Here is a 16,977-nt window from a genome sequence, read left to right as displayed (position 1 = left end):
CTTTCGACAAAGTAAGACTTGCACCGTAGTATTCGGTACAAGTCATGACTTAGTTGCGGTTATTATAAATTTTCTTTTAAGAAACCAAGTCCAATAGGAGCATATGGAGTCATGTTCGCTAAACGGAAAGGTGTTCTAGGTGTATCTGCTAAAGTGTAACGATATGTTTGGGCGTAATTATAAGAAACAATCACTTCTACGCGATCTTTTGGAGCATCACCCAAAATTAATCGTTTGGTAGAACCATCTACTGTAAATTTCCCAGCAGCTGGAGGTGTATCTGCTTTATATTCAACATAATTCGCTTTAGTTAACGTATTACATCCAGTTGAACTTACTAAGCGAACTTCAAATTCATCATCGATTGTAGGTCTATGGAATAAATGAAACTCTTTGATTGCTCCATCTCCTGTACCTACTTGCTCGTTTTCAGATCGTTCTTTTACTTCTAGTTCATCTAATTGTGAGATATTTTTTGGATGAATTGCATAAACTTCATCTAGTCTACCCACATAACCATCAGAAGGATGAACAATATACATTGGTGAAATGTGATATTTATTAGAATATACAGACGGATTAAAACGAGACTCATGGCTTGGATCTACGTCAGCATCATGAGTAATAAATGCTAAGTAATGTTTTTGATACATTGCCCCGCCAACAGTTCGCTGTACAAGTACAGAACTATTACCATTAGATGTATTTACACCATAGTCAACTACACTACGTCCTAATTTCATGCCCGCTTTATATTGAATCTCATCATCAGAACGAGCTCCACCAATAATTACATTATTCATTCGAGGAGTCTTACCAATTGTCGATAGACGTCCAATATATAATGGTGCAAAGAACGTACTTTCAGGATCCGGCGCAGGATCTAAACGGAAGTAAGAAACGATACGGTCCTTTGTAATATTTCCCCAATAATAAACTTGAGAATCTCGTCCCCATCCTAAACCGATATCATTTTGCGGAATAAACGATACGGCTGTTGGTAATGAAGGATAAACAAAGCGAACTGCATCATAAGCGGCCCCCATAAGTTCTGTTGGAACTTGCGGATTAAACTTATTTACTTCAATATCTCCATAACTACCGTTTGCATCTTTTACATATTCTAATTCATAGTCAGCGAATAATGCTAACGGCTCAGTTCCTCCTGAAAACGTTACTGTACCGGCCTCATGGTCCACAGTATAATCAGCGGAATCAAGGGGTACTGTTCCAGTTAATTTATCATAGAACTTATATGAATTCTCGCGGATACGTTGGTTCCCTTTCTTCATTTTAAAGCTAAATACTCCACCTTTTTTGTCTTCTAGCTCAGCCAAGTCAGGGCGTTCAGAACGTAAAATAAATCGAGTAGGGATAAATCCTTCAAACGTAAAGAACCATAAGCGTTTTACTAGATCAGGAGCATTATCTGTAAGCGAGTATGTAGAAAGAACCTTACCTACTTGACTATCATTGAATGTTACAGTCCCTTTCTCTCCATCTATTAAATACTTTGTTGTAGCTTGGTCAATCATTGAACCATCTTCACGATATAAAATTACACTAGAAGGAATAACTGGTTTAACCATAAATTCAAATACTGTCTTTGTTTTTTTGGCCCCACTAGGAGTTACATCCTTCATTTCACCTAAAAATGTATCTTTTGAAATTACAGGTTCCTCTCCAAGCTTTCTTACATTTCCACCATAACCTGTGGTGAATCCAAAGTAGCGATGTTGTTTATCGCTACCTTTCGATTCAAATAGAAAAGTTTCAGCAAAAGTTTTTCGGTATGAATCCTTCTTTCCATTTGCATCTGTTAAAGGCGATACCGCACGGTATTTCCCTAAAGTACTCCATCCTCCCGCATTAAACAACTTCTCTAAATCTAAAGGTAGAAGTTGCACGGACAAATCTACATCGAAAAATCCATCTGTATTAATTAATGACATATTGGTCACCCCTTCTATATTTATTAAGAAACCTCTATAGGTGTTGCAGTAATACCTACAGATTCGTTACCGGCTGAATCCACCGTAGTAATTTTGATCTCAGGTTTAAATCCTGTGTTTAATCCCATTAATCTGTAATAAGTTGTTCCAGTAATTCCAGTAGCATAGATCTTACCATCTAAGTAGATATTGACATGCTTTAAATCCTTATCTGTAGGAAGTTCAAATTCTACATCAATAGTCTGTGATATTGGACTTAATACTTTAGTAATCTTCACTTCTCCTGGAGGAGTTTTATCATTCTTAATGTCGTGAGGAACTTCATTTGGATTAAAGTCCTCAGAATAAATCCCCAAACCTACAGGACGGAAAGGTGTAACAGGTAGCTTCGTTAGAGGAGATACCGCACCTATACTATGTGGTTTATACATTTCATAAACTTTTTCCGGACAGTTTTGTTTTGCAACACGTAAGTTCGTTGCACTCATTCCTTGTGAGTTAAAACCAATTGCTTTATCTAAATACCCCCTCACACCCTCTTCAGGATGAACTACATAAATTCGAGAGGAGTGTACTTTATCTGAGTATCGGGAAGTATTAAATTGATATTTATAATTGTTAGTTTTTTCAACAGGATTATATGCTCTCGGATATTTCTTACCAATTTCATCTACTCTATTTGGTGGTAGCTGGTTCGAAGGTGCGTTCCATGAGAGATAGTGAGCCTGATAACGTGCACCAAATCTTGAACGGGAAACCATTACAGAATCTACACCATTTGAAGAATGATGTGGATACAATTTAAGTAAAGGATAAATTGTTTCGCCAACAGTTGCGCCAGGATCATCAAAATCAAATAAAGATACTACATCTTCATTCTTCACTCGTTTGCTAGCGTTGTTAGTCGATAGACGAGCAATTGTCGCACCTGTGTCCCAATAAGGTGCACGCATGAATGTTCCTAGTTGCGCACGTTCAACAGTTAAATAGTTACCTTTTTTCTCAATTAGTTTAACTACCTCTGTACCATTAATCGTTAACAACGCTGGTGCCTCAGGTAATTTCGTTGCATCATTGACATAAAGGATTGTATCTCCAGGCATAATTTTCCGCCAAGAAAATGTAGTTTCTTTTCTAGTTGAATCCACACGTTTTACAGGTGGAATAGTTCCTGAAAATAATGCATAGCCTTCATCTTTATCTCCATCTAAAGAATTTACTTTACCGAAATATAGCGGTATAGTCGGAACCAAATTCTTCTCCCAAACAGGGGCTGTATCAGCTTGAAGAACTAGGAAAAATGTTGTGCTATCAATATGACCTTTGACACGAACTTCTGAATCTGTCCACCAGTTCGTATGCCATAAAGGATCGTTTATATGCTCTAAAAATTCAGCGCGCAATGTAGTCTTAACAATTGGTGACTGCATTACACGAGGATCAGCTTTTTCAATTACCGCTTCTTGCATATCAGTATCCCAACGTGTTTCTAACACTTCAATATCTAGTGCTGAACGTATTACATGGAAAGGCGAAGCTGATAATAATTTTTCTTCATAAATTAAGTCTTCTGGATCGTAGTCTCTATCTTCTACATGGTAGTTTCCTTCAAAATACTCATACCACCACTTAGACCAGTCATCTCTATCCCTATCTCTGTCTTGCTCAAAGGATGTACCACCCATACCTGGCATAGTAACGATAGAAACAATACCATCTTCTTTAACAAGATTAGAGTTTGGTAACTTCTCTAACATATAGAAATACAAGTTTGTTCTTGTTGTATTATCTACATACTTTTGTTTAATCCATTCATCCCAAGTAGGCTTCATTTTAAAGTTAGGATCATTAGGATCGGTATCATCGTGAGGTCTACGAATAGGCTGTTTTTTTTCATACTTGTACTTAAGAGGGAATTGGCTAATTGTCGCAAAACCTAGCAATTTCCCATCTGCATTTCTAAAAATGGTATGTCTTGCAATTGCATAATTGACTTGATCCGTTCGGCGATTGTACGCCCTAGTATCTACCGCAGCTTTATAAAAGTTCCTCACTAACGTCCAACCGTTATCAATTAACATTTGTGCAAATACGTCCTGCAAGTTATCTTCTTCAAACTTAGAGGGATAATCCTGAGGAGTTGAATCAATATATGGCATCTCATCACCCACTTCATCATTTTATTTTAATAATAGGTTAATTAGTTTTATAAATAGCAATTCTTCTATGTCATGTATATTATAGGTAGGTACCTTTCTTTCATAACATGTAAGTTGCATTACTACATTACGTTCACAGATACTTCAATACCTGCAGATTCATTACCTTTCATGTCTACAGAAACTAGTTTAATTTTTACACCATTTCCTTTTGTCACATTTTTAATAGTATATGATTCTACTTCAGTGACACCTGTTGCATACTTCATACCATTTACGAAGATGTTAACCGTTGAGAGCTCCATATCATTCGGATTTGTCCAAGTAAGTAATACAGTTCCTTCTTGTGGATTTGTAGCTTTTAGGTTAGAAACATTAACTAGAGTCTTATTCGCTGCTGGTTTCTTAGAAGTATTTAGTGCTTCTTTGTACAACCCTAATCCCATTGGTCGAAATTGTGTGGATGGTCGCTTCGTTAGTGGTGAAATTGCACTAACTGGGACACACTGATATACATCAAAAACCTTTTCTGGACAACTCTCTTGACGAATTCTTAATTCACTAGATCCCATATTAATTGAATTAAATCCTACAGAGTTCTTTAAATATCCTCTTACTCCTTCTTCTGGATGAATCAGATAAATAAATGAAGTTTGTACTTTATCCGAATAACGTGAAGGATTGAATTGATAATTATTAATTCGTTCCCATGCTCGTGGGTATTGTTTATTACCTACTTCAGATACACGCTTAGGAGGCATATCTTGTGCAGGTGCATTCCAAGACAAGTAATAACTTTGATAACGAGAACCTAATTTAGTACGACTCACCATTACAGAGTCAACACCATTAGATGGATTAGAAGGATATTTTTTCAGGACAGGCATAATTTGACGCCCACCTTTAATCTTAATATCATCAAAGTTATAAGCAGCAACGCCATTTGTATCAGTACCTTTTGGAACAGTTCCTGCGAATAATGCGATAGCAGGATCACCTTCATCTATTGCTTCAATATCGCCAAAGTAAATCGGTACAATAGGTACGACATTATTTTCCCACATTGGTGTATTATCCGTTTGGATAATTAAGAAAAGACTATTACTGTCAATATGTCCTTTAATATTAATTTCCGAATCAACCCACCAATTTGTATGCATATAAGGGTAATCAATATTTTCAAGTAATGGTGAACGTAGAGATGACTCTACAATAGGCGACTGCATCACAACAGGATTCGCTTGTTTTACAAATTCTGAACCAGCATTTGTAGATTTAAAATCAATTTGTGTAACTTCAATATCTAAAGCCATTTGAAGTCGTTTTTCATCTGCACTAGAGCCCGTTCCCCATGGGGTAAATAATTTATCTCCCTCTTTTACATCTGGTAATTTTTCCAACATATAAAAATAAAGAGATGTATTTACTTTTCTTTTTTCAAATTCTTTGGCCATATAGTTAATAAGGGCCTCTTTTTCAGTAGCTGTTGATTTAAAAGCATTGTAATATGGAATCCCTTTATCATGAGCAGTAAACTCCTTCCAATCTGCAACTACAGCAAAACCAAACAAATCACCTCGTGCATTACGTAAAATAATATGATTGGCAACTGTAAATTTTTCATCATGCCTTCCTTCTAAAGGATGATCTGTAACATAATAAGACCCTGTTACAGCTTTTTTAAACTCTACTACTTTGGTCCAGCCGTGTTTAATCAGTAAATCCATAAAACCGTGTTGTAAGTTACCTTCACGAACCTTATAAGGGGAAAGTGCAGGTGTGCTATCAATATACGGCATTTCTACACCTCTCTTTCTATTAATTAAGGACGAGATTTTACCCGCCCTTATTCTGCAACTTAGTTATCGTTATGAGTAGGTAATAAGTTGCAACTAATTACTTAAATTCATTATAAGTAGTCTTTTTATTCTGTTAACAACACTCATGTCTAATTAATAATTTTAGCTTTTAGTTTTACATCCGAAGGTACACTACTTCCACAATAAAGGGTATAACTCCACCTGCTTCCTTTATCTTGACCATCATTCATTACTACTCTTAATTCCCCATCATCAGGTTTATAATAAAAACCAAACGGACTTCCTTCTTTATCCATTTTACGTGAAGTATCATAAATCAATTCATTATTAACAAATACTCGCATCCTATCTGGTGCAGAGAAGAAATCATATTCCACATAGCAGATGCCCTCTTCACTTACAGCATGAATATATTCCCCATATCCCATGCCACCCTGTGCCGTTTGTCCGCATTTTAGTACATTTTTACCTGGTTTCTCACCTTCGCCTTCTGGCTTTCCACCTTCGCCTTCTGGCTTTCCACCTTCACCTTCTGGTTTTCCGCCTTCGCCTTCTGGTTTTCCACCTTCACCTTCTGGTTTTCCGCCTCCGCCTTCTGGCTTTCCACCTTCGCCTTCTGGTTTTCCGCCTCCGCCTTCTGGTTTTTCAGGGGAAATATTTTTTGAGATAAATTCAATATTCACTATTTTTTCGCAAACTCCAAAACCATAATCAACGATAAATTTAATTGAATATACTCCTGGTGAACTACTAGTAAAAGTGTAATTTCCTGTCTGCATGACTTTAGGAGGGGTTTGAACAAGTACACCTATATTAGAAGCTGAACTATTTTGTCCATGATCTAAATGAAGAACAATTGAATCTCCTACATGTGATTTTAAAGAAGGACCAGTAATGTTTAATTCACAAATAAATTCGCCAATAATAGTCCCCTCAGTTATACATTCTTGTCCATCGTTATACGTTACAATAAATGTAATTTTATATATGCCCTTATTAATAATTTTAAACGTTCCATTCCCAAGACTCTTTAAACCATTCTTATCATAGTTCGTATCAATGCGTAGAATACCAGATTTATTTGTGTGTACAAGCGAGAATGTAACACCCTCTCCTACTACCTTATTAAATCGTGATGTAATTAAATTTAAACCACAGCTACTAATTGGGATATCATTAATAATCTGTATTTTTGAAGGCCTTGAAATTGGTTCTAATACAGGAGTCTCTATTCTTTTAAAACAACCCGCATCTTTTAACATACCTATACCTGCCATTCTAAAATGGGTAGAAGGCCTTTTAGTAAAAGCTGAGTCCCCCTCTACAATCGTCACGTAATATTCATCATTATATTCTGATTTTTCGTTATCCTTGCCCGCATCATCAGAATCATGACCATCTTTTTCTGGAGGAATGCTAGGAACCAAATTATCCCATTGAAAAGGAACCCTTAAATGCATTTCTTTTCCTAACCCTGTAATTACTTTTATCCAGACTTCATAAATGCCTTCTTTAGACATATTCATAAAGTCGTACATAGGTGTACCATCACCTAGGTCTTTTTGCGTAAAAGCAATTCCTTTAACTCTCCTTAATTCATGGTTTACTTCATCATCCTCTAAGGCAATTACTGCCCCAGCCTCTCCAATTTTATAGGGTTCCTCTATTAAAAGCTGATCTTTTTCTCTTAAAAATCTGATATATGCTGTTACTTCAACGATATCAGTATCTTTTAGGAAATAAACATCAAGATAAGATACACCATGCTTGTTAATATCTATAGTAAGTGGCCCATGAGAATGATATGTAATTACGTCATCTACGTCTTTAAAAATGTACCTCGATGGTAAATGCCTCCATCTAATTGAATGTATAATTGGTAGTGAATCAGTTCCTTTAAACCCTTTATTTTGCGGTACTGATAAATTAGGAACGGGAGTTAATGCCATATCAAAATCACCTCTACGCTTTTATAATTTCCACGGTAAAGCCTTGTAATTCTAAGTCTCTTTTAAAATATTCCATAAGATATAATTTATTAGATTTATTGATTGTTGGAGGATTTTTTCCGCTCTTTGTAATTAATTTATGTGGAATCCCCTTAATCTCTCCTCTAAACCTTATTCCAGTTTGAACATTCAAAATATTATCCAAAGATTTTACAAGAGATTCATTATTACCGCTTACTCTGACTTTATGTTGAATATCACCTTCATTATCAATAAAGGCAAAATCTTCTCCTCTTTTTATCTTAAGAATCATTATATTTTACCTCCTACAGTTTTGGATCAATACCCATTTCTTTTAATTTATTAACTATAAAATCGTGTTTATCTTTAAAATTTCTAGCTAAAAATTGTCTATTAATGATATACATCATAAAGGCCTCAGCAAAATCTTCGGCCGGGCTAAAACATCCATAATCTGATACCGGAGCAAGTTTTCCATTATCTAACGCTGTACCTGGCGAGCTTTTCGTTAGTTCATTAAATGAACCATCAATATTCTCGATCCACCCACTAATATTTAACCATTCTTGCATTTCATGTAGTTTTTCACCTAATATGTCATATCCATAATTAGATAATGCATGACCCATCTCATGTACAGCTACTTCTGCGGCAACATAAGGTATATAATTATCATCAGTCATATCCGGTAAATAATATGCTTTATATTCTCCATCAACAACATGACTGCCAAAACCCAGGTTAGGTTTTATATAGTCATATGGGCGATGTGCCTTGGCAGCTGAAATATTATAAAGCAGCACCTGAGGTTCAAAGTTAACTAAAGAACGAAAAGAAGATAAAATATTTTCCTTTTTCCCATTACTATGCATGGCTGTAGCAAAACTATCCATTACCCAAGCTCCAACAAGACCTGTATCATCTTCGTTTTCAATAAATACATTATTAAAGTCAATCCAATCATATATAACACTTGGTACTTTCTTAATTAAAGGAAGCATTTTATCTAAAATATCGCCCTTTAAAAACCCCTCTGAACCTGGGAAAAATAAGACAGGTTTATTGAGTTTAGCCGACATAAATACTGAGGCTTTTTGCAATTCATTTAAACAAGGTAAATTTGCCTTTCCCCACTCGTTAAAATCTAGCCATTTATCTTGTAAACTATAACCATCATCTTTAATATCTTTTAAGGTTTTCCATAAAAATTTATGAAAATCTTCAATTTTTATTTTAGAGTTATCCAAATGATACTGACTTTGAGGCTCCTGTAAATAATCTAACCAATCATTTCGCCCCTCCCAGAACGATTTGCTTAATTCCTTTCCAATACCATCTGTGCTGTTAGCCAAATAATCTTGCGTAATAACAGAGGGATTCCAATAAGTATCATCTACTGCTGGTGCCTTTACTGATCCATCGCAATAATAAGAAAATTTATTACCTATATCAGAATTGGAATTAGAATTATTGGTTGAATCTCCTAAATTTACATGAAGATTATTCAGTTTGCTTGTACTCTTAGCAATTCCCCACTCTAATTTAGTAGATTCTTTAGGTACCTCAGGTTGATATTGAGATTCATTACATTCTTCACACCAATAAGGGAACACTAATTTCTCACCTTCAGAAACATTAATAACGGGCAGAAGTACGATATTAGGAATATACCCTAATACACCATCTTCAGGATGCATGACTGTTGCGCGAGATGTATGAATCTTATTACTATACCTAGATGCATGAAAATCGTATTGATAGTAACCATATCTTAAATAATTCCATGCCCTTGGGTACTTACGAGCATATTCTTCCTCTTTCTCCGTTCCTTGTGCATTTTTGACAAGTCTTAATTCTTCACGAGTAGGTGGCATTAGATTAGGTGGCACGTTCCAACGTAAAAAATGTTCTTGATAACGTGCTCCATATTTTGTTTTTTTGATCATAACGGAATCTACTCCGTTTGACGGATGGTTTACATAATTTCTTGTGATAGGTTGTAAAATTTCAGTTTTAGTCTCTATACTATCGAAATCAAAAAATTCTCCTACTTGCCTACCTCCAAGCATAGCGATTGGTGTTTCATTTTTCGAAGATGTATTTTTAGATACTAGATTTCCAAAGAAAAAGGGAATTAAAGTCACCATATTATTTTCCCAGCTAGGAGCTGAATCTACTTTTAATGTAAAAAATGCACTTGTCTCATCAAATACACCTTTTAGCTGAATTAAAGAGTCCCCCCACCAATTCGTATTAGTTCGATAATTCAACTTCCCTATGGAGGCAACTAGATCACCTGTATCTCCTTTTAATTGCATGGTAATAATCGGTGATTGTTTCATACTTTCATAGTATTCATCCTCGCCGTAGTACTCTATATCCATGCTATCCCTAAATATATCCAAACCATGATTTTCACTCATGATAGTAACTGGAGCAAGTTCACCACTAGGTGATACATAATGCGTATATCCAGCATATGTGTCTAGTGTGTATGAATAAACAGTTGTATAGTCTACAGATTTTCTATAAAAATTAGAAATCCATTCTAAGAAACCTTCTTTTTCTCTAGGAATATCTTTAGTGTTAATTTTTACAGCCCCTGTTGACTGTGCGAATGCTAAATACTCATTATCCCACCTACGCATAATCATATGCCGAGTGATGCATAACATACCTTCTCGAGATTCAAAAGGGGGTAGATATCCCTTTTCTCCTTTTACAAATAACCCTTTTTCAAAAGTAATTTTATATAGATCTACTTTTGGAACTTGATTGTTAAAATTCTGCCACCAGTAATTACCTGATTTATCTTTAAATCTTCTAAATACTTTATCAAACATATCATCTAAAAAATTATCGTGTCTTAATGTTTCCTCTACCCAAGGCATTTATATCCACCTCTCTTATTTGTTGGGATTATCCCTTAAACATTGAAAGTTTATCCAAACATATTTCGATTGCCCACCTTTATTATCAAAGCGGAATGTAATTGGGGTACCTGCTTTTACTGTTTTCACAGCCATTAAATAAGCACCTTCTGGTAAATCCTTCGTATAAATTTCATCAAATACGTAGTTATTTTTATGATCATCTCCAATAAACAAACTCCAATTATCAAAGGAATGATATCTAGATGCTCCTACAGCTACGGAGACCAGCTCAATATCAAAATCAGGAATAAATTGAATATCAAAGTGCCCTAAAGTACCTAGTACCTCTAAAATTTTCCCCTTTATATAAGGAACTGTTTTGGTAGGCATAAATGGATAATCTAAACGTCCACCACCCAATCTACCTACTCTATCTATTTCCCCTCCAACTACTACATTTGCTCCAAAACTCATGTAGGACCTCCTCTCTAAATTTCATCTGTTATCTTTGGTCCGAGTTCCACATTAACATCTACAGGAGACGATGGATTATATCCATCAGACCAACCATCTGGAGAGATTTCAATTTCTTCATTAGATGCATATCCTATTTCTGCATAGTCTACATAATCCTCTACTATCACTTCTTCATAATTACTATATTTACCGTTATAAAAATCAGATGGATTTTCATATTTAGACGGCATAGAATCTTCTTCGATTTCGTCCTCACTCCAGCCCCATTCCGAGTCAAAATACGTGAGTTTAACCTTTTTAAAATTACCGTAATCATTTTCCCTTATAATCTTTGCAACAACTTCTTGGGATTTACCAAACCACTCTGTTTTTATAGAAACTTCTGTAATCATAATATTGTTGATGTACTCATAATCTTGAATTTCATCAGATACAGATGGATTGAGCCCACGGACTAAAGAAATTTTATCTAATGCACCATTTCGATAAATAATTCGGATCTCATTAATTACATGATTAGCTATTGAATTTTCTGTTTCCCTTATGACTTCAAATGACTCTACTTGCCATTGAGAAGAATTCAATGTTGTTACACCATTGTCGTTATCATTATTGAATAGCGGACTAGTAAAATGGTGTCTTGTTCCCTTTCCTTGATTAACTTTTCTATTGATCATATCAAGTATTGGATATACATCATTTACGTTCATATGACTCTTTTGCGCCATTTTCCCACCTCGCTTTCCATAGCATTATAAGAAAAAACAAGGAGATTCCTAACGTTCCGCAGGAATCTCCTTGTTTTTTTAGCTATAATAATTCTCTTTGTCATGCCAAGTAAATTCTAGGAAATTTAACATACCTTCCTTATTTCCAACAAGTCGGTTCCCTTTTATGACATAATACCCTGCATTAGAAGTATTACTATCATAAACATAACAACCATCTAATAACTCTATCATTGGATTTCCTTTAACAACGGCATTAAAAGTACGGGCTTGCCTTTTCATATCAAAAAATAATTTGTTCGAAATATCCTCTTTGGTTCCTCTTGCATTTGAACCAAATCGCTCATCAATCCAATCAGCAACAATCTTAGCCGTTCTCATATTACCCTTTGTAGATATAAGAAGATCTTTATCTACAAAATGCTCAATTTGCCCACCATTACCAACAATAATAAGATGATTACGTATACGAGAATGGTCAATAGAAGTGGAAAGAGAATATAAATTCTCACCATCTATAAATGACCATTTTGCCTCACTTGCATTAATTTTACGGATATTTTCCAATCTAAATGTTCCATAACGATCACAGTAGGAGCGATACATAATATCTCCGATGACTTCATGAACCGCATCAGATGCTCTTGTACCTTCTAAAAAATCTATCGCCTGTACATAAGGATTTTTATAACCTTGTGCATCTTGTACAGTTGCTATATCTTTTTCGACATATTGTTGACTTTTAGTATCCCAGACAACTGCCTTTTTCCCACCTCTATCGATATCAATATAATACGTTTCTTCAATAATCGCATCAGCATATCTCAAATCATCTTCATGGATTCTCCATCCAATCATTCCTGCCTCATTTACGATATTATGAATAATAGATGATTTAACCCACATGGTTACTGGTTGTTTTTCATCACCATGTATCTCGTCTCTGCGAGGAAAAGTTAGAACCCTATCAAAAACATGTTCTTCTAACATATCGTACATATCTACACAATTAATAGTAATTGTTTTTTCATCAGAATTTTGCTCAATCTCTCCCCTTATACGTCCTGTAAAAACTCTTACTAGGTTTTCACCATAGCCTGCATAAATACGTACTGGGGTAGCTTCACTTAACACATGCCTGATTGCACCATTCTCATAATATGACATCTCTGCTTCTCTTAAATTATCAGGGAAGATATTGGCTCGTTCATATGTAGGAGAATAAATACCATGTTTATTGTCTAAAGTAATTCTTGCAGTTGCGACTCTGGCGTCAAAATGGCTATTTATCTCCCACTGTAATACATCTTGGTCTACTGTAAAGGTTTTATCGTATACAAATGCCCCTGTATCAACCCATACATCACGTTTACGAGCCTTAATTCTTTCATCAACATATTGTGCACCGTATTGAGTTTCAATTTCCACTACCTTAAAGCATTTTAGTCCAAATACAGCCTCACCACTTACATTATTTAAGGAGAAATCTAATATATGTGAATTGGTCCCTTGTATATCACTTGCAACCCATTTTGCATAAACTGGAGGTTCATATGTAGGTTGTGTTGTATTGTTCTCTTTTGTATATCGTTTTACAATCATTCCGTCATATGTAACCGTTACGGAATCTCCTTCTTTAAGATCTGCATAGAAAGCATATTCATAAAATCCATCTGAAGAGAAGTTATGTTTATATCCAAAATCTTCAACTGCTCCTTTGGCAATATTCTCATTAAAACCTAAATACTTTTCACCTGTTGACCAAGCTGTAAAATGGGTTATGTTCTCTTGTCCATGCCAATTCCCATCCAGATTTGCATCCTTATCAAAGCACTTATTAAACTTAATATTTTGGGTAATGGTCATTTGGGGTGGTGGTTGACTAACACCACTTCCATTTCCTGTACTATTATCATTTCCGCCCGTATTACCGCCTCCATTATTATCTTTACCGCTTGGTGCTACTCCTAATTTTTGAGCACCTGTTAAAACAGGATATGGATCAATATGATTATTTCCACCATAAATCCATTCACCTTTCCAAATTTCAAAGTGTAAATGGGCGCCATAAGATTGACCTGTATTTCCGACTTTCCCTAAACGTGTTCCTGGAGTAACTAAATCACCTTTTCGAACCTGTAAAGAATTATTTTGCATGTGGGCATAAACTGTCATATATCCATTATCATGTTGAATCATTACACAATTACCATAAGATGTACTTTTATAAGCCTTATGTACATGTCCAGCCCAAGCCGCTACTACCCACATACCATTAATTTTACCTTGGGATGTATGTATAATATCAGTACCCTTATGCCCTGAACGTGCACTCCCGCCCTTATGTTTCATATGGTGTGAAGATACTTTCGCACCATTTCCAAATGAAATTCCTTCAACAGGAAAAGTAGCACCGGATAACGCACTAGAGCTTGCATTATGAACTTCTTTCCTTTGTTCCTCAATTGTATAAATCTCAGCTTTCTCACAACCACAGTCTTCTTCCTTCTTGGAAACATTTAGATTTGTAGAATGCTTTGGAAACAAATTTTTATTAATAATAGAACCAGATTCTTTACAATGCCATTTTTTTTGACTAGATTCACCAATAATTCTATCAAAATAGCTTTTTACAAGTTTTTTCCAGTTAGGTCCATCTGCTGACCATTTCCACTTTTTATATCCTTTATCTCCACCTTCATGGAAATAATCAACATCACTAGCATCCATATATCCATTGGAAATTTTTGCGTATCTGCTCCTCATTGCTTCGGAAAAACGTTTTGCAGCATACTTCGCTTGGGTATCTATCCCTTTATATTGAGGATCGCATGAACCCGGGCAACCATATCCTACTATATAACTTCCTTTTTCAGGTTTCCCTTGTCCCAACGTTCCAAATCCTGTTTCATGCTTTGCTACAGCTAATAGAAAGAAATAAGCAACATTGGGACACTTATAATGTTTTACCCATTTATTTAAGGCACATTTAATATACTCAAATCTATCCCCTGATTCTCCACCTTTTGTAACAGAACTTGGCTCAGCACCTGCTACTGGTGTTGTTAAAGTTGCCTCTGCTGCCTGATGCACAATAGATGCTTCTCGAATTCTGTCCCAAACTTCAAACTTATTTTTCATTCCTGGTACATAGGCCATTTTGTCAAATTCAATAATAACCCTAGGTTCATGACCTAAAGCATTAACTTTTCTCATTACGTCATTTAACAACTGAGGCGCAGGAGTTCTATGATCAAATACGTTCGGCATACCTTATCCCCCCCTATCTAAATCTTTCTAGTGCCCATTCTGTAAATCTATGTAAATATACAATTGCTTCAGCTCTAGTTACACATACCTCAGGTTGAAAGGAATCATCTGCGTAAAGTGGAAATACATAACAACCATCATTAAATTTTTCATCTAATATATTTAAGACTGATTCGGCATACCATTTTCCTACAATCTTATCTTTATCTTTAATGTATCTCTCCGTTTGCTGAATTGTATTATTCACATATCCTCTATCTGTATATCGATTATAAATATTCATTCTTAAACGTTGTAACAAAGTAAAAAACTCTCCTCTATATATCGTTATATCAGGAAAGAATCTGTCATTATAGAGTGCGCAACTTGACATAGGGACAACTTTTTCTCCCTGCCTATTTTTGATTTGAGCACCCTTTTGATAATTGTAATTCACATAAATAGGAAACTGATTTAAATTATAAGATACATAAAGATATCCATTAATTATAGTAAAACAGTCTCGTTTAAATCCTAACGTTCTTGTAAGTGCATCTTGTATGGATTCGTCTTCATTTACATCTACATGTATTCTCTTTAACTTCTTGTTCATGCAAACTGCTATTTCATTTAAAGAGTAAGTGATATCAAATACGTAATTATTTGCTTTTTCTAACTTTTTTGCCGGATAAGCCAAAGAGCATCCGCTCATCAAAGGATAAATCTGACAGTTTTCAAGAGTATGATCTCCTTCATGCATTTCCACTACCCCAGATAAAAGAATACTAACTTCTCTTCCATTGGTTAACGGATAACCAATATGTATAAAATTATCCTCAAGTTTAGATGGGAGTGTAGGCACCCCATCAATATAAACAAACACCATTTCCCTAGAATCAGGTTTATATCCGCTTACTTCAAACTTGGTTTGTCCCTCTGTTGAAGTAAAATTATGAACCTGACGTGACTTGCCACCAATAAATTGGTTATAGGTTTTTCCACTAAATAAGGTTTCTTCTTTTTTTGCATCAATAAACATATTATCTGTTTCTAATACTGCACGATAAAACCAATCCTTTGGACCCACATCTAACCATCGCTTTGGCATTTTTAATACCCCCTCAATATCTTTTCGATGTATTTAAAAGTCCTTGTCATATAGGATGCCGTTTGAGCCCTTGTAATCCAAACTTCAGGTTGAAAATATTGTACAGGTGTTCCATCACTAGCATAAGTAGTGATAAGGCCCCTTTTTTGCATTTCATCTATATACGTTTGCGCCCAATGATTTTCAATATCTATAAAAGGATATTGATGACGATATTCGAAATCTTGTTTTCGAATTAACATAAGGTTTACAGTAATGATATATTTCGTCTCAAATTCTGCTGTTTTAATATCTAAATCACCATTAACAATCCCTAAATAAATCGTGCCTTTTTCATCATAGTATTTGTGTTCTGCACCAATAAACTGCAGCCAATCTGCAAATTCCTCTTTGCTCGCAAATAAAAATTGAATGGTAGTAGAATAATGAGAAGTCCCTTTCCCTACCAATCCTGCAGAAGATTGAATATTTTCGTTTATATGGGATTTTAATACTGGCGTTGGTGGCTTATAATCGCCAGTCATACGCCCCCTTACTTGTACAAAACGAATCCCGTTATCATAAAATAATTTACGTTTAAATACATCATCATTTGATTTACTTGGTTTTTGTTGTGCCATTTAATCACCCCTTAGTATTAT

The 16,977-nt window shown here is 35.2% G+C and carries 11 protein-coding genes; all 11 read right to left on the bottom strand.

The features are described from left to right. Window positions 1-62 precede the first annotated feature (62 nt). The 11 genes from MR143_RS01785 to MR143_RS01735 all read right to left on the bottom strand — a co-directional run bounded on the left by MR143_RS01785 (window position 63) and on the right by MR143_RS01735 (window position 16,956). Complete coding sequence (locus tag MR143_RS01785) at window positions 63-1,952, bottom strand: hypothetical protein (RefSeq protein ID WP_000052791.1); 1,890 nt, start codon at window positions 1,950-1,952, stop codon at window positions 63-65. 23 nt (window positions 1,953-1,975) lie between these two features. Next, window positions 1,976-4,111, bottom strand: coding sequence for a hypothetical protein (locus MR143_RS01780; RefSeq protein ID WP_001146342.1), 2,136 nt, complete (start codon window positions 4,109-4,111; stop codon window positions 1,976-1,978). A 122-nt stretch (window positions 4,112-4,233) separates the two neighbouring features. Continuing rightward, on the bottom strand, window positions 4,234-5,910 hold the full coding sequence (locus MR143_RS01775) for a hypothetical protein (protein ID WP_242280599.1): 1,677 nt from the start codon (window positions 5,908-5,910) through the stop codon (window positions 4,234-4,236). Window positions 5,911-6,059: 149 nt separating this feature from the next. Beyond that, window positions 6,060-7,880 (bottom strand): hypothetical protein, encoded by a 1,821-nt coding sequence (locus MR143_RS01770; protein WP_242280598.1) that lies wholly within the window; start codon window positions 7,878-7,880, stop codon window positions 6,060-6,062. A 13-nt stretch (window positions 7,881-7,893) separates the two neighbouring features. Further along, window positions 7,894-8,193 carry a hypothetical protein gene (locus MR143_RS01765; protein ID WP_000601025.1) on the bottom strand — a complete coding sequence of 100 codons (300 nt, stop codon included), beginning with the start codon at window positions 8,191-8,193 and terminating at the stop codon, window positions 7,894-7,896. A 13-nt stretch (window positions 8,194-8,206) separates the two neighbouring features. Continuing rightward, on the bottom strand, window positions 8,207-10,792 hold the full coding sequence (locus tag MR143_RS01760) for a hypothetical protein (protein ID WP_199717548.1): 2,586 nt from the start codon (window positions 10,790-10,792) through the stop codon (window positions 8,207-8,209). A gap of 15 nt (window positions 10,793-10,807) precedes the next feature. After that, window positions 10,808-11,248, bottom strand: coding sequence for a hypothetical protein (locus MR143_RS01755; RefSeq protein WP_000007798.1), 441 nt, complete (start codon window positions 11,246-11,248; stop codon window positions 10,808-10,810). Between the two features lie 14 nt (window positions 11,249-11,262). After that, the gene (locus MR143_RS01750) at window positions 11,263-11,979 is read right to left on the bottom strand and encodes a hypothetical protein (RefSeq protein WP_000057634.1); all 717 of its coding nucleotides are present in this window, start codon (window positions 11,977-11,979) and stop codon (window positions 11,263-11,265) included. 78 nt (window positions 11,980-12,057) lie between these two features. Then, a complete protein-coding gene (locus MR143_RS01745; RefSeq protein WP_001134180.1) occupies window positions 12,058-15,249 on the bottom strand; it encodes a M23 family metallopeptidase in 3,192 nt (1,063 codons plus the stop codon). Window positions 15,250-15,262: 13 nt separating this feature from the next. Next, the gene (locus MR143_RS01740) at window positions 15,263-16,336 is read right to left on the bottom strand and encodes a hypothetical protein (RefSeq protein WP_001126625.1); all 1,074 of its coding nucleotides are present in this window, start codon (window positions 16,334-16,336) and stop codon (window positions 15,263-15,265) included. A gap of 2 nt (window positions 16,337-16,338) precedes the next feature. After that, window positions 16,339-16,956: an S-layer homology domain-containing protein gene (locus MR143_RS01735; RefSeq protein ID WP_000068593.1), complete on the bottom strand. Its 618-nt coding sequence runs from the start codon at window positions 16,954-16,956 to the stop codon at window positions 16,339-16,341. Between the last annotated feature and the right edge of the window lie 21 nt (window positions 16,957-16,977).

The sequence above is a fragment of the Bacillus cereus group sp. BfR-BA-01347 genome (genome assembly GCF_022663835.1).
GTDB classification, from domain to species: Bacteria; Bacillota; Bacilli; order Bacillales; family Bacillaceae_G; genus Bacillus_A; species Bacillus_A thuringiensis_K.
Note: the sequence above shows the minus strand (reverse complement) of the source record. Positions and strands in the feature narration are given on the sequence as shown.

Bases quoted from the DNA above. Each gene is read 5' to 3' on its own strand.
- MR143_RS01775 (WP_242280599.1), bottom strand. From the start codon at position 5,910: ATGCCGTATATTGATAGCACACCTGCACTTTCCCCTTATAAGGTTCGT.
- MR143_RS01770 (WP_242280598.1), bottom strand. From the start codon at position 7,880: ATGGCATTAACTCCCGTTCCTAATTTATCAGTACCGCAAAATAAAGGG.
- MR143_RS01785 (WP_000052791.1), bottom strand. From the start codon at position 1,952: ATGTCATTAATTAATACAGATGGATTTTTCGATGTAGATTTGTCCGTG.
- MR143_RS01760 (WP_199717548.1), bottom strand. From the start codon at position 10,792: ATGCCTTGGGTAGAGGAAACATTAAGACACGATAATTTTTTAGATGAT.
- MR143_RS01745 (WP_001134180.1), bottom strand. From the start codon at position 15,249: ATGCCGAACGTATTTGATCATAGAACTCCTGCGCCTCAGTTGTTAAAT.
- MR143_RS01740 (WP_001126625.1), bottom strand. From the start codon at position 16,336: ATGCCAAAGCGATGGTTAGATGTGGGTCCAAAGGATTGGTTTTATCGT.
- MR143_RS01750 (WP_000057634.1), bottom strand. From the start codon at position 11,979: ATGGCGCAAAAGAGTCATATGAACGTAAATGATGTATATCCAATACTT.
- MR143_RS01780 (WP_001146342.1), bottom strand. From the start codon at position 4,111: ATGCCATATATTGATTCAACTCCTCAGGATTATCCCTCTAAGTTTGAA.
- MR143_RS01735 (WP_000068593.1), bottom strand. From the start codon at position 16,956: ATGGCACAACAAAAACCAAGTAAATCAAATGATGATGTATTTAAACGT.
- MR143_RS01755 (WP_000007798.1), bottom strand. From the start codon at position 11,248: ATGAGTTTTGGAGCAAATGTAGTAGTTGGAGGGGAAATAGATAGAGTA.
- MR143_RS01765 (WP_000601025.1), bottom strand. From the start codon at position 8,193: ATGATTCTTAAGATAAAAAGAGGAGAAGATTTTGCCTTTATTGATAAT.